This window comes from Ferrovibrio sp. (genome assembly GCF_965278975.1).
Lineage (GTDB): Bacteria > Pseudomonadota > Alphaproteobacteria > Ferrovibrionales > Ferrovibrionaceae > Ferrovibrio.
The window spans coordinates 1988514-2008456 of sequence record NZ_OZ257126.1; the positions used below are offsets into that span (position 1 = coordinate 1988514).

Consider the following 19943-nt stretch of genomic DNA (forward strand, 5'->3'; position numbering starts at 1 on the left):
AAATGCCGTTGCTCAGCGTCGAGGAGCTGCACAAGAGTTTCGGCCGCCAGCCCGCCTGCCGCGATATCTCCTTCGAGTTATGGCCGGGCGAGGTGCTGGGCATTGTTGGCGAGTCCGGTTCGGGCAAGTCGACGCTGCTCAACATCCTGGCCGGGCGCATGGCCGCCGATGCTGGCCGTGTGCTCTACCGCGCCGGCAATGACGAGATCGTCGACCTGTTGACCGCCAGCGAGGCGCGGCGCCGGCAATTGATGCGCACCGAATGGGGCTTTGTGCAGCAGCATGCCCGCGATGGCCTGCGCATGACCTTCTCTGCCGGCGCCAATATCGGCGAGCGCCTGATGGCACTGGGCGACAAGCATTACGGTGAATTGCGCGGCACGGCGCTGCATTGGCTCAATGCGGTGGAAATCCCGGCCGAGCGTATCGACGACCAGCCGCGCTGCTTCTCCGGCGGCATGCAGCAGCGCCTGCAGATCGCCCGCAACCTGGTCACCCGGCCGCGCATCGTGCTGATGGACGAGCCGACCGGCGGCCTCGATGTTTCGGTGCAGGCCCGTCTGCTCGATCTGCTGCGCCGCCTGGTGCAGGAGCATAATGTAGCGGTGATCGTCGTTACCCATGATCTCGGCGTTGCCCGCCTGCTGGCGCATCGCCTGATGGTGATGCAGCGTGGCGAGGTGGTGGAAGCCGGCCTTACCGACCAGCTTCTCGATGATCCGCAGCATGCCTACACGCAGTTGCTGGTTTCCTCGGTCTTGAGCGTGTGAGGGTGCCCATGGACATGATCCAGGTCGAGGATGTGAGCAAGACCTTCACCCTGCATCTGCGTGGCGGCATCTCGCTGCCGGTGCTGCGCCATACCAGCATGAATGTGCAGGCCGGCGAATGCGTGGTGCTGCATGGCCCCTCGGGCGCCGGCAAATCCACGCTGCTGCGCTCGATCTATGGCAATTACCGGCCGCAGCAGGGCCGCATCCTGCTGCGCCATGCAGGTGAGATGGTGAATATCCTGAACGCCCAGCCGCGGGTACTGCTCGATATCCGCCGCCGTTCCTTGGGCTATGTCACCCAATTCCTGCGCGTTATCCCGCGCGTACCGACACTGGATATCGTCGCCGAGCCTTTGCTGGCGCGCGGTGTGGCCGAGGAAGCTGCCCGGCAACGGGCGGCGGAACTGCTGACCCAGCTCAACATCCCGGAGCGGCTATGGGGTCTGCCGCCCGCCACCTTCTCGGGCGGCGAGCAGCAGCGCATCAATATCGCGCGGGGGTTCTGTGCCGATCATCCGATTCTCCTGCTGGATGAGCCAACCGCCTCGCTCGACGCCGGCAATCGCACCATTGTCATAAATCTGATTGAAGCTGCGCGCCGGCGCGGCACCGCCATCGTCGCCATCGTGCATGACGACGAGACCCGCGCCGCCATCGCCACGCGTCTATTACCCCTGCAAGCCCTTGGAGCCGCCGCATGAGTGCCGCCGTCACGATTCGCAATGCCCGCCTGGTTACGCCCGATGCGGTGATCGAACAGGGCAGTCTCAAGGTCGCGGAAGGCCGCATCGCGGCCATTGATAGCGGCGCAAGCCAGGCTGCTGATACCCTCGACTTCGATGGTGATTACCTGCTGCCGGGCCTGGTGGAACTGCATACCGATCATATGGAGAAGCATTTCGCGCCGCGCCCCGGCGTGCGCTGGCCCGGCCGCCTGGCGGTGATGAGCCATGATGCGCAGGTCACTGCCGCCGGCATCACCACGGTGCTGGACGCGGTCGCGGTCGGCGATGTGCGCGAGGGTGCCGTGCGCATGGAGATGCTGCGCGAGATGATCCAGGCCATCGACGGGGCGCAGCGCTCCGGCATGCTGCGGGCCGAGCATCTGCTGCATCTGCGCTGCGAAATTTCCTTCAAGGACCTGATGGCGCTGATCGAGCCGATGACCGAGCTTTCCTGGCTGAAGCTGATTTCGGTGATGGATCACAGCCCGGGCCAGCGGCAATTCGTCAACCCAGCCAAGTACCGCGAATATTACCAGGGCAAGTTCGGCCTTTCGGATGCCCAGATGGATGAGTTCATGGCCAGCCAGATCGCGGCGGCCGAGGCCAATGGCGTGCGCAATCGCCGCGCCGTGGTCGATCTCTGCCGCGCCAAGGGTCTGCCGCTGGCCAGCCATGACGATGCCACGGCCGACCATGTCGCCGAGGCTGCTGCGGATGGCATGGTGGTGGCGGAATTCCCGACGACGCATGAGGCTGCCACCCTGTCGCGCCAGCATGGCATGAAGGTGATGATGGGCGGGCCCAATGTGGTGCGTGGCGGCTCCCATTCCGGCAATATTTCTGCCCGCTCGCTCGCCGAAAGCGGCGAACTGGATATCATTTCATCCGATTATGTGCCGAGCAGCCTGCTACATTCGGCTTTCCTGCTGCCCGGTCAGGTGCCGGAGATTACACTGCCGCAGGCGGTGGCGATGGTGTCGCGCAACCCGGCCGAATCCATCGGCCTTACCGACCGTGGCGTCATCGAGCCGGGCCGCCGCGCCGATCTGCTCCGGGTCAGCGTCGTTGATGGTTTCCCGGTGGTGCGCGGTGTCTGGCGCGAAGGCCAGCGGGTTATGTAAAGAGCTGCGTGATATAAGGGAGGGATGGCATGCCGGATATTCTCGATACCGTGATGCAGTTGCTGGATAAGGCCGGCGCCGAACGCTACGGCATGGAGGCCGTGAGCCAGCTTGAACATGCGCTGCAATGCGCCATGCATGCCGAGCGCAGCGGCTCCAGCCCGGAACTGATCACCGCCTCGCTGCTGCACGATATCGGCCACCTGGTCGGCCAGGGTGACGAGGGTCTGGCCGAACAGGGCATTGATGCCCAGCATGAGGCTATCGCTGCCGATTGGCTGGCGCGGCATTTTCCGGCTTCGGTGGCCGAGCCGGTGCGGATGCATGTCAACGCCAAGCGCTATCTCTGCCGTGCCGAGCCACGCTATTGGGCCGGCCTGTCGCAGGCATCCAAGACCAGCTTGGAAGTGCAGGGCGGCATCTACAGCGAGGCCGAGGCGGCGGAATTCATCGCCCAGCCTTTTGCCCAGGATGCCGTGATGCTGCGGCGCTGGGATGATGCAGCGAAGATGCCGAAGCTGCGTACCCCCGATCTTGCCTATTACCGTGCCTTCGTTGCCCAGGCCCTGGGCAAGGTGGCCTGAATGACTGCTGCGCTGCATCCCGGCCGCCTGGTTGTCGTGGTCGGCCCCAGCGGGGTCGGCAAGGACAGCCTGCTGGCCGGTGCGCGTGAAGTGCTGGGCAGTGATGCCGGCATCCGGTTTCCGCGCCGCGTGGTGACGCGGGCGCCTGATCTTGGCGGCGAGGATTATATCGCGCTCGACGAAGCCGCCTTCCTGGCCGAACAGGCAGGCGGCGCCTTTGCGCTGTCCTGGGCGGCGCATGGCCTGCATTATGGTGTGCCGCGCGCCATCGAGGATGATCTGCGCGCCGGCATTCAGGTGGTGGTGAATGTGTCGCGCGCCATCCTGCCGGATCTGCGCCAGCGTTATGCCAACCGCCTGATCATCGGCGTTACCGCCTCGGCCAGTGTGCTGCGTCAGCGGCTGGAAGCGCGCGGCCGTGAAAGCCCGGCCGATATCGTGCAGCGCCTAGCGCGAGCCGCCGCCTTCGATCTTTCGGGTGACGACGTGGCGATCCTGGCCAATGACGGCCCACTGGAGCAGGGTGTGGCGCGGCTGGTTACTCTGCTGGCGCCAGCGCGAAGCGGCGCAGCACCCGGAATTGCCCGCCATCCGATGCCTGACGGTACAGGCATAGCTCGCCAAGCATGAGGCTGTCGCCCAGCACGGGTGCGCTGGCGGCTTTGAGGTAATCCAGCACGCGCTGGCGTGTTCCGGCATCCTCGATCTGGCCGGTCAGCGTGAAATGCAGGCGGAATTCATCAAACACATAGGGATAGCCCCACTCGGTCAGGTATGCCTCCTGCCGGGCGGTAAGCCCGACGGCGCGGCGCTTGGCCAGTTCGGCGGCGCCGGCTGGGGCGCGGAAGGCATCGAAGCGGCGCACGCAATCGGCGGCCAGCCGGTTGGCACCAGGGCAGGGCTGCAATGGCCGCAGTGCCAGGAAGCGGCCCAGGGCCTCCACGCTCAGGCGCGGCAGCACCACGGCGGGGAAACTGCTGGCGAAGGCCACCGCCGCCTTGATCAGCGATGCTTCATCCTTGCCCTCGGCCAGCCGGAAGGGCGGCTTCAGGGTGGCGTGGAAGCCATAGCGGCGTGGCTCGGCGGTGATGCGCTCCAGCCAGGCGGAGTCAAAGCCGGGCACCGTTGAGTAGAGGCTTTCGCCCGAATCCGGGTCATAGCCCAGCCAGCGGGCGGCGAAGCCGTGCAGCGGATCGGCGGCGGCGGGGGCGGCGTAGAAGGCGTAGCGGGGGGTGGTGGTAGACAAGTGCTGCAATCGTCCTGTGGGTAACTCGGCAGCAATTGGGCCGCCGGGGCGATTTCACCATCCCGTCGCCGAAGCGCAACGGAAGTGTCATGTGGCGTTGCTAAGCCATCCTTGCCCGCGGGCAGAGGAGAGCTTTAATGCGTGCCGCCATCGAGATCGTTCATCTATCGAAAACCTTTGCCACCGGCAAGCGTGCTCTCGACAAGATCAATCTCGTTATCCAGCCCGGCGAAATCGTTGCCCTGATCGGCGCCTCCGGCTCCGGTAAATCCACCCTGCTGCGCCACGTTGCCGGCCTGATGCAGGGCGACCGCGACGCCCAGGCCCAGGTGGCGGTGAATGGCCGCATGGTGCAGCAGGCCGGCAAGCTCGGCCGCGGCATCCGCGAGACCCGCGCTGGCATTGGTTTTGTGTTCCAGCAATTCAACCTGGTCGGCCGGCTTTCGGTGATCACCAATGTGCTGGCCGGCAATCTCGGCCGCCTGCCGCTGTGGCGCAGCCTGCTGCGGCTGTTCAGCGATGAGCAGCGCCGCGACGCGGTGCAGGCGCTGGCTCGGGTCGGTATCGCGCAATGCGCCTTCCAGCGTGCCTCCACGCTTTCCGGCGGCCAGCAGCAGCGCGCCGCCATTGCCCGCGCCCTGGTGCAGAAGGCCGATGTGATCCTGGCCGACGAGCCGATCGCCTCGCTCGACCCGGAATCCTCGCGCCGCGTCATGGCCGCGCTTGCCGATATCAACCGCGCCGACGGCGTTACCGTCGTGGTGTCGCTGCATCAGGTGGATTTCGCGCTGAAATACTGCCGCCGCGTCGTTGCACTGCGCGATGGCAAGGTGATGTTCGATGGCCCGTCCGCCAGCGTCACCGCACCGCTGCTGCGCGACCTCTATGGCGACAACAGCGATCTCGATTTCGGTTCACTCGGCACGCCAGAGACCGAGAAGCCGCCAGAGACCGAGAAACCGGAGGCTGCCGAATACCGGCAGCGTCCGCTGCAGGCAGCCATAGCCTGATCCTTTTCACGTTCACTTCTACCTTCGTAGCCAACGGGAGAACTATCCATGCTTCGCCGCAACCTGCTTAAGGCCACGCTGCCGCTGCTGATGCTCGGCTTCGCCGGCACCGCCCAGGCCCAGGGTCTCAAGGAAATCAACTTCGGCATCATCTCGACCGAATCGAGTTCCAACCTGAAGACCATCTGGGAGCCGTTCCTCGCCGACATGCAGAAGCAGACCGGCATCAAGATCAATGCCTTCTTCGCACCCGACTATGCCGGCGTGATCGAGGGCATGCGCTTCAACAAGGTGCAGATCGCCTGGTACGGCAACGCCTCGGCCATGCAGGCCGTGGACCGCGCCGATGGCGAAATCTTCGTACAGACCACCTCGAAGGATGGCGCGCCGGGCTACTGGTCGCTGCTGCTGGTACACAAGGACAGCCCGATCAATTCGCTGGAAGACATCGTCAAGGCGCCGGGCAAGTACACCTTCGGCAACGGCGATCCGAACTCCACCTCGGGCTTCCTGGTGCCGAGCTACTATGCCTGGGGCCAGAACAACATCGACGTGCGCAAGCATTTCACCCGCATGGTGGCTGCCAATCACGAAACCAATGCGCTCGCCGTCGCCAACAAGCAGGTTGATGTTGCCACCAACAACACTGAGAACCTTGAGCGCCTGCAGAAGACCATGCCGGAGAAGGCCAAGGAACTGAAGGCGATCTGGAAGTCGCCGCTGATCGCTTCCGATCCGATCGTCTGGCGCAAGGATCTGCCGGAAGAGACCAAGAAGACCCTGAAGACCTTCTTCATGACCTACGGCACCAAGTCCGACAGCGAGAAGAAGGTTCTTGCCGATCTGCAGTGGGGCCCGTTCAAGGAATCCTCCAACAAGCAGCTGCTGCCGATCCGTCAGCTCGGCCTGTTCCGCGACAAGATCAAGCTGGAAGGCGACGCCAACATGGCCGCCGACGAGAAGGCCAAGAAGCTGGCCGAGATCGACGCCAAGCTGGCCGAGTTGAACAAACAGCTCGGTTCGTAAATCAAGTAACAGACGCCGGGGCGAGAATACCGCCCCGGCGTTTCTCTATGTGAGGCAGCCGATGTCCCAGACCGCCGCGATCCTGACCGAGCATCCGATCCATCCGCCGAAGCCGGGGATCAAATCCTCGCTGCTGAAAGTGTTCGGCTATGCCCTGGCCTGCGCCGTGCTGGTCTGGTCCTACCAGGGTGCCGAGATCAAGCCGGGCAATCTGATCAACGATGCCGGCAACATGGCGACCTTCGCGCGCGACTTCTTCCCGCCGGATTTCCGCGAGTGGCGCTATTATTTCAATGAACTGGTGGTGACGCTGCATATCGCCATCTGGGGCACGCTGCTCGCCATCGTCTGCGCTGTGCCCTTCGGCCTGCTGGCTGCTTCCAATATCGCGCCGGCCTGGGTCTACCAGCCGGTGCGCCGCCTGATGGATGCGCTGCGCTCAATCAACGAGATGGTCTTCGCCATGCTGTTCGTGGTGGCGGTGGGCCTCGGCCCCTTCGCCGGTGCGCTGGCGCTGTGGGTCCACACCACCGGCACGCTCGCCAAGCTGTTCTCGGAAGCGGTCGAAGCCATCGATCCACAGCCTGTGGAAGGCATCCGCGCCACCGGCGCCAATCCGCTGGAAGAGATCATCTACGGTGTCATCCCGCAGGTGATGCCGCTCTGGGTGTCCTATTCGCTCTACCGTTTCGAGGCCAATGTGCGCTCGGCTTCCGTGGTCGGCATGGTCGGCGCCGGCGGCATCGGCGTGGTGCTGTGGGAAGTGATCCGCGGGTTCCGCTTCGATCAAACCTGCGCCGTGATGATCATGATCATCCTGCTGGTCAGCAGCGTCGATCTGGTTTCTTCGCGCATCCGCAAGCTGTTCATCTAATCCCCGGTTCATCTAATCCAGGGTCAGGCGATAGCCGACTCCCGGCTCGGTCAGCAATAGCTGCGGCCGGGCCGGTTCGGCCTCGATCTTCTGCCGCAGCTGGCGGGCAAAAACCCGCAGATACTGCACGTCATGCTCATGCGCCGGACCCCAGACCTGGCGCAGGATGAACTGGTGCGTCAGCACCTTGCCGGCATGCTGCACCAGCAGCCGCAGCAGATCGTATTCCTTCGGCGACAGCTTCACGGTTTCGCCGTCCAGGCTCACCTGGCGCTTTTCCAGATCGACCCGCAGCAGGCCGCTGGTGAAAACCGGCTGCCCGGCCGCCGCACCGATGGTGTGGCGCAGCGCGGCCCGCAGACGGGCCAGCAATTCGCCGGTGCCGAACGGCTTGGTGACGTAATCATCGGCGCCGGCATCCAGGGCGGCGATCTTGTCGGCTTCGTCGGCGCGCACCGAAAGCACCACCACGGGCACATTGCTCCATTCGCGCAGTCGCTTGATTGCTTCCTGGCCATCCATGTCCGGCAGGCCGAGATCAAGGATCACCAGATCGGGTTTTTCCAATGCCGCCAGCCGCAGGCCCTCCTTCGCCGTGGCGGCTTCATGGATGCGGAAGTCATGCGCTTCCAGGCTGACCCGCAGATAGCGGCGGATCTGCGGCTCGTCGTCGATCACCAGGATGCTGGCGCCATCAGCCATGGCTGTTTTTCTCGTCGTTTGGCAGTGCCGGCTGCTCCTCCAGCGGCAGGGTCACCACCATGCGGGTGCCGTGGCCATCGGCAACCGGGCTTTCGGCGCGGATGCCGCCGCCATGGGCCTTCAGGATGCTGCGGCAGATGGAGAGGCCAAGGCCGGTGCCGGCCACCTGCCGGTCGCTCGCCTTGACGCGATAGAACATGTCGAACACCTGCTCAAGCTGTTCCGGCGGAATCCCGCTGCCCTGGTCGGTGACGTCGATGCGGAGTTGGTCGCCGCCATGGCCAAGGCGCAATATCACCGGGCTGCCCTTGGGTGAATACTTGGCGGCATTATCCAGCAGATTGATCAGTACCTGCTCGATCAGGATGTAGTCGACCCGCAGCAGCGGCAGATTGGGCTCACTCTGCATAATGATGTCATGCCCGGCGGTGAGGCCTGCCGCGCGCTTCACTGCGGTCGCCAGCAGTTCCTCGGGGTCCACCCAATCGAGCTTGGGCTGCATCGCGCCGGCCTCGATGCGGGTCATGTCGAGCAGGTTGCCGACAAAGCGGTTCAGTCGTTCCGCCTCGTCGCGTACCGTCTGCAATAAATCCTGCCGTCCCCGGGCGTCGATGCGGTCACCGAAATTCATCAGGCTGGAGGCGCCGCCGATGATCGAGGCCAGCGGCGTGCGCAGGTCATGGCTGATCGAGGAGAGCAGGGCCGAGCGCAGCTTCTCGGTCTCGGCGGCGACGCGGGCCTCCGCCACATCGCGGTTGAGCAGGCTGCGCTCGATGGCAAGTGCTGCCTGATTGGCCAGCGCATCCAGCAGCCGGCGTTCATCGGGGCCGAGCGGCGGGCGGTTGGCGGCGAAACGGATGCCGAGCGCACCGAGCCGGCGTTCGGCGGTGCGCAAGGGCAGGAACAGCCAGTCGGAAGCCGGCAAGGTGCCGGTACCATGGCCGGCAGGCTCGCCTTTCTCCCAGGCCCAGTCGGCAGCGGCCTTGGCGCGCTCGTCGATCTGGTCCTCGGGCGGATAGGCGGCACGGATGCTGAGGCGGCCCGCCTGTTCATGGGTGCCCGGCATCAGCACCAGTGACTGCGCCTTGGCGATGGCGGCGACATGATGCACCACGGTCCACAGGATATCATCCTCGCTCGCCGCGCTGGTGACGCGGCGGCTGAAATCATAGAGCGCAGCGGTGCGGGCCTCGCGCGTGCGCGCCGCCTCCGCCTGTGCGCGTATTCGCGCTGTCAGATTGCTGGTTACCAGCGCCACGGCCAGGAAGACGAAGAAGGTGTGGATGTTTTCCGGGTTGGTGATGGTGAAGGTATAAAGCGGCGGCAGGAACAGGAAATTGTAGCCCAGCACGCAGATCACCGAACTCAAGACGGCGGCGGTATGACCATGGCGCAGCGAACTGAGCAGCACCGCCACCAGGATGAACAGCGGCATGCTTGATGGCGGCAGCCAGGGTTCAGCCAGTTTCACCGCCGCTACCCCGAGCAGCGACAGCAGTGCAGCAGGCAGCAGACCATCCAGCCGCATATCGGCCAGCCGCGCCCGCATCACATCCAGCCAGTTCTCCTGCTCTGGCCGGCCGGTCACCACATGCACGTTGATGCCATCGCCCAGTTCCACCAGCCGGTCGGTCAACGTACCGCGCAGGCGGTTGAGCAGGCGGCTGCGATGGCTGCGTGCCACAACGATATCGGTGACATTACGGTGTCTTGCCTGGCGGATGATCTCGCCCGGCACATTGCCGGCCGCCACCGTCATCACCTCGGCACCGAATTCCTCGGCCAATGTCAGTGCGCGGTTGATCTGGCTTTTTTCGTCATCCGAGAGCCGGTCATGCGCCGGTGTTTCGACATAGAGCGCAATCCAGGGCGAGCGGCGGCGCTCGGCAATACGCCGCGCACTGCGTACCAGGCGCGGCAGCAGTGGGCTTGGGCTGATGCAGACCATGATGCGGTCGCGCGTCGGCCATGGCCCTGCAATCGCATGAGACTGCATATACGACAGCATCTGGCCGTCCACCTGATCCGCCGCCTTGCGCAGGGCCAGTTCGCGCAAGGCCGTCAGGTTTCCGGGCGCGAAGAAATGATGCACGGCGCGGGCGGCCTGCTCGGGCACATAAACCTTGCCTTCCTGCAGCCGCTTGATCAGTTCTTCCGGCGGCAGGTCCACCACTTCGATACTGTCGGCATCACTCAGCACGGCATCGGGCACTGTCTCGCGCACCTTCACCCGGGTGATCTGCGCCACCACGTCGTTCAGGCTTTCCAGATGCTGGATGTTCAGCGTGGTGTAGACATCGATGCCGGCGGCGCAGATTTCCTCGATATCCTGATAGCGTTTGTCGTGCCGGCCACCGGGCACGTTGGAATGGGCCAGTTCGTCGATCAGCACCAGCTGCGGCCGGCGCCGCAGCACTTCGTCGAGATCAAGTTCGTTGAACACCCGGTCGCGATAGGCAACGCTGTGCAGCGGCAATTGCTCCAGGCCGCGCAGCAGGAAAGCGGTTTCCTCCCGCCCATGGGTTTCCACCACGCCCACCACCACATCCACGCCTTCGCGCTGGCGCGCATGGGCGGTTTCCAGCATCGCGTAGGTCTTGCCGACGCCGGGTGCGGCACCAAGAAACACACTCAGGCGGCCGCGCTTTTCCTGCGCCGCCGCCTGCAGCAAGGCTTCCGGCGAAGGCCGCCGGTCGCTATCGGTGGGTGGGTTTGCCATTGAACCTGGGCATCATTGCACCGGCTTGATCTTATCGAGCGCCAAGTTCAGCGTCAGCACATTCACGCCGGGCTGGCCAAGAAAAGCCAGGAAAGGCCGTTCGGTATGCTGCTCCACCAGGGGCTGCAACTCGATCAGCGCCATGCCCCGGGCGGCGGCGATGCGCGGCATCTGGCGCGCCGCATTGGCCGGCGAGATATGCGGGTCAAGGCCGCTGCCCGAGGCAGTGACGGCATCCATAGGTATGGCAGCCGTGCCGTCGCGATTCTTGTAGGCGGCAATATCGCTGCTGGCACGCTCTACCAGGGCCTTGGCGGTGGGGGCCAGGTTCGAGCCGCTGGAGGCGGTGGCATCATAGCCTTCCTTGCCGGCAGCCGAGGGACGTGGCTGGAAATATTCCGGCCTGGAGAAATTCTGCCCGATCAGGCTGGAGCCGACGATGCGGCCATCCTGTTCAATCAGGCTGCCTTTGGCCTGATGCGGAAACAGCCGCAGGCCGAGGCCGGTGACAACCAGTGGATAGAGCAGCCCAGTGATCACCGTGAGCACGACAAGCAACACCAGGGCGGGACGGAGATGCGACAGCATGATTGATACTCCTCAGGCGAGATGCAGGGCGGCCACGGCCAGATCGATGGCCTTGATGCCGATGAAGGGCAGCAGCACGCCGCCCAGGCCATAGACCAGCAGATTGCGCCGCAGCAGACTGGCGGCCGGCAGCGGCTGATAGCGCACGCCGCGCAAGGCCAGCGGCACCAGGGCAATGATGATCAGGGCATTGAAGATCACCGCCGAGAGGATGGCGCTCTGCGGTGAACTGAGCTGCATCACGTTCAGCGCGCCAAGCTGTGGATAGGTGGCGGCGAACAGGGCCGGGATGATGGCAAAATACTTCGCCACATCGTTGGCCAGGCTGAAAGTGGTGAGTGAGCCACGGCTGATCAGCAATTGCTTGCCGATCATCACCACCTCGATCAGCTTGGTCGGGTTGCTGTCCAGGTCCACCATGTTGCCGGCTTCGCGTGCCGCCGCCGTGCCGATATTCATCGCCATGCCGACATCGGCCTGGGCCAGGGCCGGGGCATCATTGGTGCCGTCGCCGCACATCGCCACCAGCTTGCCTTCGGCCTGTTCGGCGCGGATCAGGGCCAGTTTCTTTTCCGGTGTGGCCTCGGCGATGAAATCATCGACGCCAGCTTCCGCCGCGATGGCGGCGGCGGTCAGCGGGTTGTCACCGGTCACCATCACGGTGCGGATGCCCATGCGGCGCAGTTCGGCAAAGCGTTCGCGGATACCGCTTTTCACCACGTCCTTGAGGTGGATCACGCCAAGCAGGCGGCGGTCCTGAGCCACCAGCAGCGGCGTGCCGCCAGACTTGGCGATACGTTCGATGATCAGGCCAAGTTCGGCCGATGCAGTGCCGCCGCAGTATCGCAGCACGGCGTCAGACGCGCCTTTGCGGATTTCCTGCGTCCCGAGATCGAGGCCGCTCATGCGGGTCTGCGCCGAGAAGGCGATGAAGCGGCCACTTGCTGCCTGCGGCACGGCATTGCCGAGGCCGTATTTCTCCACCGCCAGCGTGACGATGGATTTGCCTTCCGGGGTTTCATCGGCCACCGAAGCAAGCAAGGCGGCCTCCGCCAGGTCGCGCTCGGCCACGCCGGGCAGGGCGATGAAGGCAGCGGCCATGCGGTTGCCATGCGTAATGGTGCCGGTCTTGTCCAGCAGCAGGGTATCGACATCGCCGGCGGCTTCCACGGCACGGCCCGATTTGGCGATCACGTTGTGGCGGATCAGGCGGTCCATGCCGGCAATGCCAATCGCCGAGAGCAGGCCGCCGATGGTGGTGGGGATCAGGGTGACCAGCAGGGCGATCAGGTAGACCACCGGCACCGGCATGCCGGAATAGACCGCCAATGCTTCCAGGCTGCCGGTGGTGACCAGGAAGATCAGGGTCATGCCGACCAGCAATACGGTCAGCGCGATCTCGTTCGGTGTCTTCTGCCGCTTGGCGCCTTCCACCAGGCCGATCATGCGGTCGAGGAAACTTTCGCCGGGATTGACGATGATGCGCACCTTGATCCAGTCCGACAGCACGCGGGTGCCGCCGGTGACTCCGGAGCGGTCGCCGCCGGATTCCCGGATCACCGGCGCGGATTCTCCGGTGATGGCGGATTCATCCACCGAGGCGATGCCCTCGATCACATCGCCATCGCCCGGGATCGCATCGCCGGCCTGTACCAGCACGGTATCGCCGACACGCAACGAGGTGGCCGGCACCAGGGTGATGCTGCCATCGGACCCGAGCTTGCGCGCCATCGCTTCGGTCTTGCCGCGCCGCAGGCTTTCAGCCTGGGCCTTGCCACGGCCCTCGGCCAGGGCCTCGGCGAAATTGCCGAACAGCACGGTGAACCACAGCCAGGCCGCGATCTGGCCAAGCAAGGCGGGTTCGCCGCTGGAGACCAGGTCTCGCAGGAACAGCAATGTGGCGACCAGGGCGACGGCGGCGGTGACGAACATCACCGGGTTGCGCCAGAGATGGCGCGGATCCAGCTTGACGGCGGCTTGTGTCATGGCAGGCAGGGCCAAGGCCGGATCGAACAGCGCCGGTGCGCCGGTGCTACGTTTGCTCATAGTGATGACTCCTTAGAAAACTTGGCCGGCGGCGAGCAGCAGATGCTCGGCTATCGGCCCCAGCGCCAAAGCGGGGAAGAAGGTGAGGCCGCCAACGATCAGGATGGTGCCAGCCAGCAGCAGTACGAAGAGCGGCCCATGAGTGGGGAAGCTGCCGCTGGAAGCGGGTATCGACGGTTTCGCCGCAAGGCCGCCGGCCAGCGCCAGCACCGGCACGATCATGGCGAAGCGGCCGAGCAGCATCGCGATGCCCAGGGCGGTGTTGTAGAACGGCGTATTCGCGGAAAGCCCGGCGAAGGCACTGCCGTTGTTGCCGGCCGCTGAGGTGAAGGCATACAGCGCCTCGCTCAAGCCATGCGGCCCCACCGACATCAGGCCGGCCAGGCCGGCCTCGGTGGTGAGCGCGATGGCGGTGCCGAGCAGGATCACGATGGGCGAGATCAGGATCGCCAGCACCGCCAGCTTGGCCTCGCGTGCCTCGATCTTTTTGCCCAGGTATTCCGGGCTGCGGCCCACCATCAGACCGGCGATGAACAGCGTGGCGACGATGAACAGCAGGATGCCGTAGAAGCCGGCACCGACACCGCCGACGATCACCTCGCCCAGCATGATGTTCAGCATCGGCACCAGGCCGCCCAGCGGCAGGAAGCTGGAATGCATGGCATTCACCGCGCCGCAGGAGGCTGCCGTGGTGATCACAGCGAACAGGGCCGACGTGAAGCCGCCGAAGCGCACTTCCTTGCCTTCCATGTTGCCGAGCGCCGGATCGGCGCCAAGCGCACTGAGCAGCGGGTTGGCTTGGGTTTCGGCATAGCCGGCAGCCAGCGTGCCGAGCACGAACAGCAGCAGCATGGTGGCGAGGATGGCCCAGCCCTGGCGCTGATCACCCACCATGCGGCCGAACACATTGGTCAGGCCGGCACCAAGCAGGAAGATCAGCAGCATCTGCACGAAGTTGCTCAAGGCCGTCGGGTTCTCGAACGGATGCGCGGCATTGGCATTGAAGAAGCCGCCGCCATTGGTGCCAAGCATCTTGATCGCCACCTGGGAGGCCACCGGCCCTTGGGCGATTACCTGTTCGGCACCTTCCAGGGTTTTCGCCACCGTATAGGGCGCGAAATTCTGCGGCATGCCCTGCCAGATCAGGAACAGGGCCGCCAGCAAAGCGATGGGCAGCAGCAGGCCCAGGGTGGCGCGGGTCAGGTCGGTCCAGAAATTGCCCAGGGAGCGGCCGGATTTGCGCGCGAAGGCACGGATCACCGCCAGCGCGATGGCAAGGCCGGTGGCGGCGGAAACAAAATTCTGCACCGTCAGGGCCAGCATCTGGCTGAAATAGCTCATGGTGCTTTCGCCGCCATAGGATTGCCAGTTGGTATTGGTGACGAAGCTGACCGCCGTGTTGAAGGCAAGGTCGGGGCTCAAGGCCGGCAGGTCCTGCGGGTTCAGCGGCAGCAGGTGTTGCAGCCGCAATACCGCGAACAGCACGGCGTAACCGAGGAAATTGAACAGCAGCAGGGCGATGCAATAGGCCGACCAATGCTGTTCGCGGCGCTCATCAATGCCGGCCAGGGCGTAAAGCGGGCGCTCGACCGGCTTGAGCCAGCCGATCTCGCCCCTGAACAGCCGGGTCATGTAGCGGCCGAGCAGCGGCGTCAGCGCCAGCAGCAAAGCCAGGTAGAGGGCAAGTTGGAAATAGTCGTTCTGGGTCATGGCGCGGTGCTCAGAAGCGCTCGGGGCGCAGCAGCGCATAGACGAGATAGATCGCCAGCAGCAGCGCGATGCCGCCGCCGAGTATGAAGTCGAGGGTCATGGCAGAATCCTGGAAGGGGGGCCTAAAGGCGCTCGCAGAGCAGGGTGTAGGCGACGAAGCCGGCGAAAAAAGCGGCGCCGAGGCCGAAATACAGCAGGTCAGGCATGGGAGGCTCCTTTGCGGGGTCAGCTTTACGCCCGGGCCGCATCAAGGAGCCATGCGGCATCAAGGCCGCCGCCATAAGGGAAGCATAAAGATCGTATTCTGATAGCGGAAATATCTATTGGGGGCGGCGGCATGGGCCCTGCGTCGCCCGGATTCCGATGGCGGACCTGATCAAGGCGGCCTGGCCATTCCTGTGGGCCGAACTGATCGTGCTGTTCCTGATGGTGCTGTTTCCGGCACTAGTCATGGTGCCCGCCAAATGGTTCAGTTAGCGGGCTTCTTTCCCATGCTTTCCGGTGACCAACCATGACCGTCCGACTGCTGATCATCAATGGCCCCAACCTCAACCTGCTTGGCGTGCGCGAGCCGCATATCTATGGCCATACCACGCTGGCCGAGATCCAGGGCTATTGTGAGGCTTTCGCCGCGCAGATGAAGGTCGAGTTGAGCTTCCGGCAGTCGAATCATGAGGGCGAGATCGTCGACATGATTCAGCAGGCCCGCAAGGAGGCCGATGCCATCGTGATCAATCCGGCGGCGTATTCCTTCACCTCGGTAGCGATCTACGATGCCTTGAAGATTTTCGAGAAGCCGATTGTCGAAGTGCATATCTCGAATATCCATGCCCGCGATGAAATGCACCGCCATTCCAAACTCTCGGCTGCCGTCACTGGCGTGATCTGCGGCCTCGGTCCATTCGGCTATATTGTTGCCATGCAATCGGCGCTGTCGCTGCTGAACAAGCTGCCGGCAAATTTCCCTGCCGCCTTGCCGTCGAAGAAAAAGTAGAGGCCTGTATGCTCGGTAACGGATTTCTTGCCATCTGGAGTGATGTGGCGCCGGAGCAGGAAACCGATTACCTGCATTGGCTGACGCGCGAACATACGCCCGAGCGTATGGGTGTGCAGGGTTTTGTTGCGGTGCGCGTATTCCGCGCCTTGCTCGCCGGGGTCAACCGTTTTCTCATTGTCTATGAACTGGAAACCCCGGAAGCATTGTCCGGACCATCCTATCTTGGCCGCCTCAATGACCCGACACCGTGGTCGCAGCGGATCATGCCGATCCTGCAGAATTTCGCCCGCGGCGGTGGCCAACGGCGCTTGTCCTGCGGCATTGGGCAGGGCGGCTTCATCGCGGCCTTGCCGTTTGATGTGGTGCCGCAGCATGATGGCCTGCTGGAGGCACTGGCGGCCACGGACCGCATCGCTGCCGTGCACCTGCTGGTCACGGATCAGGCACGCACCGAAATCCAGACCAACGAGAAGAAGCTGCGCGACCAGGACCGCAGCTTCGCGGCGCTTTTACTGATCGAGGGCCTGGATCAGGCGGCCCTGCAAAGCGCCCTTGCCAAGCATGCCGCGCGGTTGCAGCATGCCGGCACGGCGATGCGGGACCCGCTCTATTCTTTCATGTTTGCCCTGAACGGCCGCCGCTGGCCGTGACGATTTGGCGAAAGGCGTCATTCCATGAATAGCAAGCTGCGCTTCGGTGTTCTGGGCGGCGCGAATATTGCCCGTATGTTCGTTGCCGGCTGTGCGCCGTCCGAGCGTGTCGAGATCGCGGCAATTGCCAGCCGGGATCAGGGCCGCGCCGATGCCATGGCCAAGGAACTGGGCATCAAGCGCACGCTGGGCTCGTACGAAGCCTTGCTGGCCGATCCTGATATCGATGCCATCTACCTGCCGCTGCCGAATGCGCTGCATGCCGCCTGGGCGATCAAGGCAGTAGAGGTCGGCAAGCATGTGCTGTGCGAAAAGCCGCTGGCGATGACCACCACCGAAACCAAGGCGATGTTCGCCGCCGCCGACCGCCACGGCGTGATCCTGCGTGAGGGCTATCCTTACATGGCGCAGCCGCAGACCATCGCGCTGCGCCAGATGCTGCGCGATGGCGCCATCGGTCCGCTGAAGCTGATCCGCTCGACATTTTCGGTGCTGTTCAAGGACCCGGCGAATATCCGCCTGATGCCCGATCTGGGTGGCGGCGCGCTCTATGATGCCGGCAGCTATGCCGCCAGCCTGATCCGGCTGGCCGCCGGCCATCGGCCGAAGTGGGTGCAGGCGACCTGGCAGATCGATGGCAATGGCGTCGATGTCACCACGCTCGCCAATATCGAATTCGGCAATGGGTTGTTCGCACAGCTTTCCTGCAGTTTCGATGCTGCCTATTTCCGCAGCGCCTCGATTGCCGGCGATGGCGGCATCATCGAGACCAACTACCTGAATCATCCGCCGATGGGCGGGCCGCCACTGCTGCAGATCCGGCGCGGCACCACGCTGGCCCTGCCGCTGGAGCCGCTGCCGGTGCCCGATGGCAATGGTTTCCGCCTGGAAGCCGAGGAATTCGCCGCGCTGGTGGCCGGCGAAGCCGGCTGGCATGGCGCTTCGCCGGAGGAATCCGTCGATATCGCCCTGATCCTGGATGCGATCCGGGCCAGTGCGCCCACCGGCGCCTGGGTATCGCTGCCCGAATAGGCATTGCCCACATTATATATGAGGCCCTGCTTCGGGTGCCCGGATCGGGCATATTGTCTTATTTGTATCGAAATTTGATATAGTAAATCTTATATTGACCTTTAATACCCAAACATGTATCTGATTTTGGATGCGGATCAAAGGTCCGACCCGTCCATAAGCCACCGCCCATATTGTATCGGGAGACAGCCGGAATGAAGCACGCCAACAAGATCGCCATCGTCACCGGCGCCGCCCAGGGCATCGGTTTCGCCTGCGCCGAACGTTTGCACCAGGAAGGCGCCACGGTATGGCTGGCCGACCTCAAGGCCGACAAGGTGAAGGAAGCGGCGGCGAAGCTGGACCCGGAAGGCAAGACCGCTTTCGGCATGGCCTGCGATGTATCGAAGCGCGCCGATGTGGCGGCGGTGGTTGCTGCCGCCGTGGCCAAGGGTGGCCGGCTCGATATCATGGTCAACAATGCCGGCATCACGGTGTCGAAGTCGGTGCTCGATCTCACCGACGAGGAATACAGCCATGTGCTGGGCGTGAACCTGAACGGCACGTTCTATGGCACCCAGGAAGCCGCTCGCATCATGGCGGCACAGGGCGGCGGCTCCATCGTCAACATGTCGTCGATGCAGGCCATCCTCACCATCCCGACCAATGTGCCCTATGGCATTTCCAAAGCCGGCATCAACCAGATGAGTCGCATCTTCGCGGTGGCACTGGCGAAGCAGAATGTGCGTGTCAATGCTGTCGGTCCGGGCACCATCCTCACCGACCTGACACGCAACGGTGTGCTGTCGAATGAGGAATCCTACCGCCGTATCCTGTCGCGCACGCCGATGGGCCGCTGCGGCGAACCGGAAGAAGTGGCCAGCGTGGTTTCCTTCCTCGCCAGCGACGATGCCTCCTATGTCACCGGCCAGGTGCTCTACATCGATGGCGGCCGCATGCCGCTGAATTATACCGTGCCGGTGGATGCGCTGCCGGGCGCCAAGAGCTGAAGCGGGGGAATACGGACATGAGCATTACGCGTATCGGCCTTGGGCCGCGCATGAGCAAGGCCACCCACACCGACAGCCTGGTTTTCACCTGCGGCGAAGTGGCCACCGACAAGACCAAGGATGCCTATGGCCAGACCGTGGAAATCCTGGCGCAACTGGATGCTTCGCTGGCGGCTGCCGGCAGCGACAAGACCAAGATCCTCAGTGCCACGATCTGGCTGGCGGATATCTCGGAATTTGCCGAGATGAACCGCGCCTGGGATGCCTGGGTGGCGCAGGGTCATACACCGGCCCGCGCCACGGTGGAAGCGAAGCTGGTTTCCGCCACGGCGAAGGTGGAAATCGCCGTGATCGCGCTGCGCTAGGCCGCAAGCACATGCTGCAGGCGGTTGGCGAGGCTGTGCCTTTGGCCGTGGAGATGGCCGAGGTTTGCAAATGGTATGGTGACTACCAGGTGCTGCATGATGTGGACCTGAAGGTGCGGCGCGGCGAACGCATTGTCATCTGCGGGCCTTCGGGCTCCGGCAAGTCGACACTGATCCGCTGCATCAACCGGCTGGAAGAGCACCAGAAGGGCCGCATTGCCGTTGGCGGCGTCGAGTTGAACGAAGACAGCCGCAATGTCGACGAGATTCGTCGTGATGTCGGCATGGTGTTCCAGAGCTTCAACCTGTTTCCGCATCTCAGCGTGCTGGAGAATTGCATGCTGGCACCGATCAAGGTGCGCGGCATGACGCGGCGTGAGGCTGCCGATCTGGCGATGCGCTATCTCGAACGGGTGCGCATACCGGAACAAGCCAACAAGTTTCCGGGCCAGCTTTCCGGCGGCCAGCAGCAGCGCGTTGCCATCGCCCGTGCGCTGGCGATGAATCCCAGTGTCATGCTGTTCGACGAGCCGACTTCCGCACTTGATCCAGAGATGGTGAAGGAAGTGCTCGATACCATGATCGAGATGGCGCAAGACGGCATGACCATGCTCTGCGTTACCCATGAAATGGGTTTCGCGCGCCAGGTGGCCAACCGCGTGGTGTTCATGGATGCCGGCCGCATCGTGGAAGAAGCGGCACCGGAGGAATTCTTCTCCAATCCGCGCCACGAGCGCACCCGCAGTTTCCTCGCCCAAGTTATCTGACCGTCCTGCCGCGTCAGGC

General features: G+C 64.0%; 21 protein-coding genes. 14 read left to right on the top strand and 7 right to left on the bottom strand.

Going from position 1 to position 19943, the window contains the following annotated elements:
• The first annotated feature begins 2 nt into the window (after nucleotides 1–2).
• The 5 genes from phnK to phnN are packed head-to-tail and all read left to right on the top strand — an operon-like array spanning nucleotide 3 to nucleotide 3833.
• A complete protein-coding gene (gene phnK / locus ACQY7X_RS09645; RefSeq protein WP_428250047.1) occupies nucleotides 3–770 on the top strand; it encodes a phosphonate C-P lyase system protein PhnK in 768 nt (255 codons plus the stop codon).
• 8 nt (nucleotides 771–778) lie between these two features.
• Nucleotides 779–1474, top strand: coding sequence for a phosphonate C-P lyase system protein PhnL (gene phnL, locus ACQY7X_RS09650; RefSeq protein ID WP_428249699.1), 696 nt, complete (start codon nucleotides 779–781; stop codon nucleotides 1472–1474).
• Nucleotides 1471–2619, top strand: coding sequence for an alpha-D-ribose 1-methylphosphonate 5-triphosphate diphosphatase (locus tag ACQY7X_RS09655; RefSeq protein ID WP_428249700.1), 1149 nt, complete (start codon nucleotides 1471–1473; stop codon nucleotides 2617–2619). The genes phnL and ACQY7X_RS09655 overlap by 4 nt, the downstream gene beginning before the upstream one ends.
• Before the next feature lie 29 nt (nucleotides 2620–2648).
• A complete protein-coding gene (locus ACQY7X_RS09660) occupies nucleotides 2649–3203 on the top strand; it encodes a phosphonate degradation HD-domain oxygenase (RefSeq protein ID WP_428249701.1) in 555 nt (184 codons plus the stop codon).
• Nucleotides 3204–3833, top strand: coding sequence for a phosphonate metabolism protein/1,5-bisphosphokinase (PRPP-forming) PhnN (gene phnN / locus ACQY7X_RS09665; RefSeq protein WP_428249702.1), 630 nt, complete (start codon nucleotides 3204–3206; stop codon nucleotides 3831–3833). It abuts the gene before it with no gap.
• On the opposite strand, the gene ACQY7X_RS09670 is transcribed toward phnN, so the two are convergent.
• Nucleotides 3742–4449 carry a DUF1045 domain-containing protein gene (locus ACQY7X_RS09670; protein WP_428249703.1) on the bottom strand — a complete coding sequence of 236 codons (708 nt, stop codon included), beginning with the start codon at nucleotides 4447–4449 and terminating at the stop codon, nucleotides 3742–3744. The two genes, phnN and ACQY7X_RS09670, sit on opposite strands and share 92 nt — an antisense overlap.
• Nucleotides 4450–4586: 137 nt before the next feature.
• Between ACQY7X_RS09670 and phnC the strand changes: the two genes are divergently transcribed.
• The 3 genes from phnC (at nucleotide 4587) to phnE (ending at nucleotide 7359) form a co-directional block, all read left to right on the top strand.
• Nucleotides 4587–5459 (top strand): phosphonate ABC transporter ATP-binding protein, encoded by an 873-nt coding sequence (gene phnC, locus ACQY7X_RS09675; protein WP_428249704.1) that lies wholly within the window; start codon nucleotides 4587–4589, stop codon nucleotides 5457–5459.
• A gap of 48 nt (nucleotides 5460–5507) precedes the next feature.
• A complete protein-coding gene (gene phnD / locus ACQY7X_RS09680; RefSeq protein ID WP_428249705.1) occupies nucleotides 5508–6485 on the top strand; it encodes a phosphonate ABC transporter substrate-binding protein in 978 nt (325 codons plus the stop codon).
• A 61-nt stretch (nucleotides 6486–6546) separates the two neighbouring features.
• Complete coding sequence (phnE, locus tag ACQY7X_RS09685) at nucleotides 6547–7359, top strand: phosphonate ABC transporter, permease protein PhnE (protein ID WP_428249706.1); 813 nt, start codon at nucleotides 6547–6549, stop codon at nucleotides 7357–7359.
• 12 nt (nucleotides 7360–7371) lie between these two features.
• Here phnE and ACQY7X_RS09690 read toward each other — a convergent pair whose 3' ends face one another.
• From ACQY7X_RS09690 to kdpF, 6 genes are read right to left on the bottom strand one after another with little or no spacing between them, the layout of a single operon-like run.
• Complete coding sequence (locus ACQY7X_RS09690; protein ID WP_428249707.1) at nucleotides 7372–8061, bottom strand: response regulator; 690 nt, start codon at nucleotides 8059–8061, stop codon at nucleotides 7372–7374.
• A complete protein-coding gene (locus tag ACQY7X_RS09695) occupies nucleotides 8054–10780 on the bottom strand; it encodes an ATP-binding protein (RefSeq protein ID WP_428249708.1) in 2727 nt (908 codons plus the stop codon). The genes ACQY7X_RS09690 and ACQY7X_RS09695 overlap by 8 nt, the downstream gene beginning before the upstream one ends.
• 12 nt (nucleotides 10781–10792) lie before the next feature.
• Nucleotides 10793–11368, bottom strand: a complete 576-nt coding sequence (gene kdpC / locus ACQY7X_RS09700; protein WP_428249709.1) for a potassium-transporting ATPase subunit KdpC — start codon at nucleotides 11366–11368, stop codon at nucleotides 10793–10795.
• 12 nt (nucleotides 11369–11380) lie between these two features.
• Nucleotides 11381–13414 carry a potassium-transporting ATPase subunit KdpB gene (gene kdpB, locus ACQY7X_RS09705; protein WP_428249710.1) on the bottom strand — a complete coding sequence of 678 codons (2034 nt, stop codon included), beginning with the start codon at nucleotides 13412–13414 and terminating at the stop codon, nucleotides 11381–11383.
• A 12-nt stretch (nucleotides 13415–13426) separates the two neighbouring features.
• Nucleotides 13427–15124, bottom strand: a complete 1698-nt coding sequence (gene kdpA, locus ACQY7X_RS09710; RefSeq protein WP_428249711.1) for a potassium-transporting ATPase subunit KdpA — start codon at nucleotides 15122–15124, stop codon at nucleotides 13427–13429.
• Nucleotides 15125–15134: 10 nt separating this feature from the next.
• The gene (gene kdpF / locus ACQY7X_RS09715) at nucleotides 15135–15224 is read right to left on the bottom strand and encodes a K(+)-transporting ATPase subunit F (RefSeq protein ID WP_428249712.1); all 90 of its coding nucleotides are present in this window, start codon (nucleotides 15222–15224) and stop codon (nucleotides 15135–15137) included.
• 411 nt (nucleotides 15225–15635) lie between these two features.
• Between kdpF and aroQ the strand changes: the two genes are divergently transcribed.
• From aroQ to ACQY7X_RS09745, 6 genes are all read left to right on the top strand, one after another.
• Nucleotides 15636–16118, top strand: coding sequence for a type II 3-dehydroquinate dehydratase (gene aroQ / locus ACQY7X_RS09720; protein ID WP_428249713.1), 483 nt, complete (start codon nucleotides 15636–15638; stop codon nucleotides 16116–16118).
• Nucleotides 16119–16126: 8 nt separating this feature from the next.
• A complete protein-coding gene (locus ACQY7X_RS09725; protein ID WP_428249714.1) occupies nucleotides 16127–16771 on the top strand; it encodes a hypothetical protein in 645 nt (214 codons plus the stop codon).
• A gap of 24 nt (nucleotides 16772–16795) precedes the next feature.
• Nucleotides 16796–17803 (top strand): Gfo/Idh/MocA family protein, encoded by a 1008-nt coding sequence (locus ACQY7X_RS09730; protein ID WP_428249715.1) that lies wholly within the window; start codon nucleotides 16796–16798, stop codon nucleotides 17801–17803.
• Nucleotides 17804–17997: 194 nt separating this feature from the next.
• The gene (locus ACQY7X_RS09735; RefSeq protein ID WP_428249716.1) at nucleotides 17998–18792 is read left to right on the top strand and encodes an SDR family NAD(P)-dependent oxidoreductase; all 795 of its coding nucleotides are present in this window, start codon (nucleotides 17998–18000) and stop codon (nucleotides 18790–18792) included.
• Nucleotides 18793–18809: 17 nt separating this feature from the next.
• Nucleotides 18810–19157, top strand: coding sequence for a RidA family protein (locus ACQY7X_RS09740; RefSeq protein WP_428249717.1), 348 nt, complete (start codon nucleotides 18810–18812; stop codon nucleotides 19155–19157).
• An 11-nt stretch (nucleotides 19158–19168) separates the two neighbouring features.
• On the top strand, nucleotides 19169–19924 hold the full coding sequence (locus ACQY7X_RS09745) for an amino acid ABC transporter ATP-binding protein (protein WP_428249718.1): 756 nt from the start codon (nucleotides 19169–19171) through the stop codon (nucleotides 19922–19924).
• Nucleotides 19925–19943 lie beyond the last annotated feature (19 nt).

Bases quoted from the DNA above. Each gene is read 5' to 3' on its own strand.
- phnD (WP_428249705.1), top strand. From the start codon at position 5,508: ATGCTTCGCCGCAACCTGCTTAAGGCCACGCTGCCGCTGCTGATGCTC.
- ACQY7X_RS09660 (WP_428249701.1), top strand. From the start codon at position 2,649: ATGCCGGATATTCTCGATACCGTGATGCAGTTGCTGGATAAGGCCGGC.
- aroQ (WP_428249713.1), top strand. From the start codon at position 15,636: ATGACCGTCCGACTGCTGATCATCAATGGCCCCAACCTCAACCTGCTT.
- phnK (WP_428250047.1), top strand. From the start codon at position 3: ATGCCGTTGCTCAGCGTCGAGGAGCTGCACAAGAGTTTCGGCCGCCAG.
- phnC (WP_428249704.1), top strand. From the start codon at position 4,587: ATGCGTGCCGCCATCGAGATCGTTCATCTATCGAAAACCTTTGCCACC.
- ACQY7X_RS09655 (WP_428249700.1), top strand. From the start codon at position 1,471: ATGAGTGCCGCCGTCACGATTCGCAATGCCCGCCTGGTTACGCCCGAT.
- ACQY7X_RS09745 (WP_428249718.1), top strand. From the start codon at position 19,169: ATGCTGCAGGCGGTTGGCGAGGCTGTGCCTTTGGCCGTGGAGATGGCC.
- kdpB (WP_428249710.1), bottom strand. From the start codon at position 13,414: ATGAGCAAACGTAGCACCGGCGCACCGGCGCTGTTCGATCCGGCCTTG.
- ACQY7X_RS09725 (WP_428249714.1), top strand. From the start codon at position 16,127: ATGCTCGGTAACGGATTTCTTGCCATCTGGAGTGATGTGGCGCCGGAG.
- kdpF (WP_428249712.1), bottom strand. From the start codon at position 15,224: ATGACCCTCGACTTCATACTCGGCGGCGGCATCGCGCTGCTGCTGGCG.
- phnN (WP_428249702.1), top strand. From the start codon at position 3,204: ATGACTGCTGCGCTGCATCCCGGCCGCCTGGTTGTCGTGGTCGGCCCC.
- ACQY7X_RS09740 (WP_428249717.1), top strand. From the start codon at position 18,810: ATGAGCATTACGCGTATCGGCCTTGGGCCGCGCATGAGCAAGGCCACC.
- kdpA (WP_428249711.1), bottom strand. From the start codon at position 15,124: ATGACCCAGAACGACTATTTCCAACTTGCCCTCTACCTGGCTTTGCTG.
- ACQY7X_RS09695 (WP_428249708.1), bottom strand. From the start codon at position 10,780: ATGGCAAACCCACCCACCGATAGCGACCGGCGGCCTTCGCCGGAAGCC.
- ACQY7X_RS09730 (WP_428249715.1), top strand. From the start codon at position 16,796: ATGAATAGCAAGCTGCGCTTCGGTGTTCTGGGCGGCGCGAATATTGCC.
- ACQY7X_RS09735 (WP_428249716.1), top strand. From the start codon at position 17,998: ATGAAGCACGCCAACAAGATCGCCATCGTCACCGGCGCCGCCCAGGGC.
- phnE (WP_428249706.1), top strand. From the start codon at position 6,547: ATGTCCCAGACCGCCGCGATCCTGACCGAGCATCCGATCCATCCGCCG.
- phnL (WP_428249699.1), top strand. From the start codon at position 779: ATGGACATGATCCAGGTCGAGGATGTGAGCAAGACCTTCACCCTGCAT.
- kdpC (WP_428249709.1), bottom strand. From the start codon at position 11,368: ATGCTGTCGCATCTCCGTCCCGCCCTGGTGTTGCTTGTCGTGCTCACG.
- ACQY7X_RS09690 (WP_428249707.1), bottom strand. From the start codon at position 8,061: ATGGCTGATGGCGCCAGCATCCTGGTGATCGACGACGAGCCGCAGATC.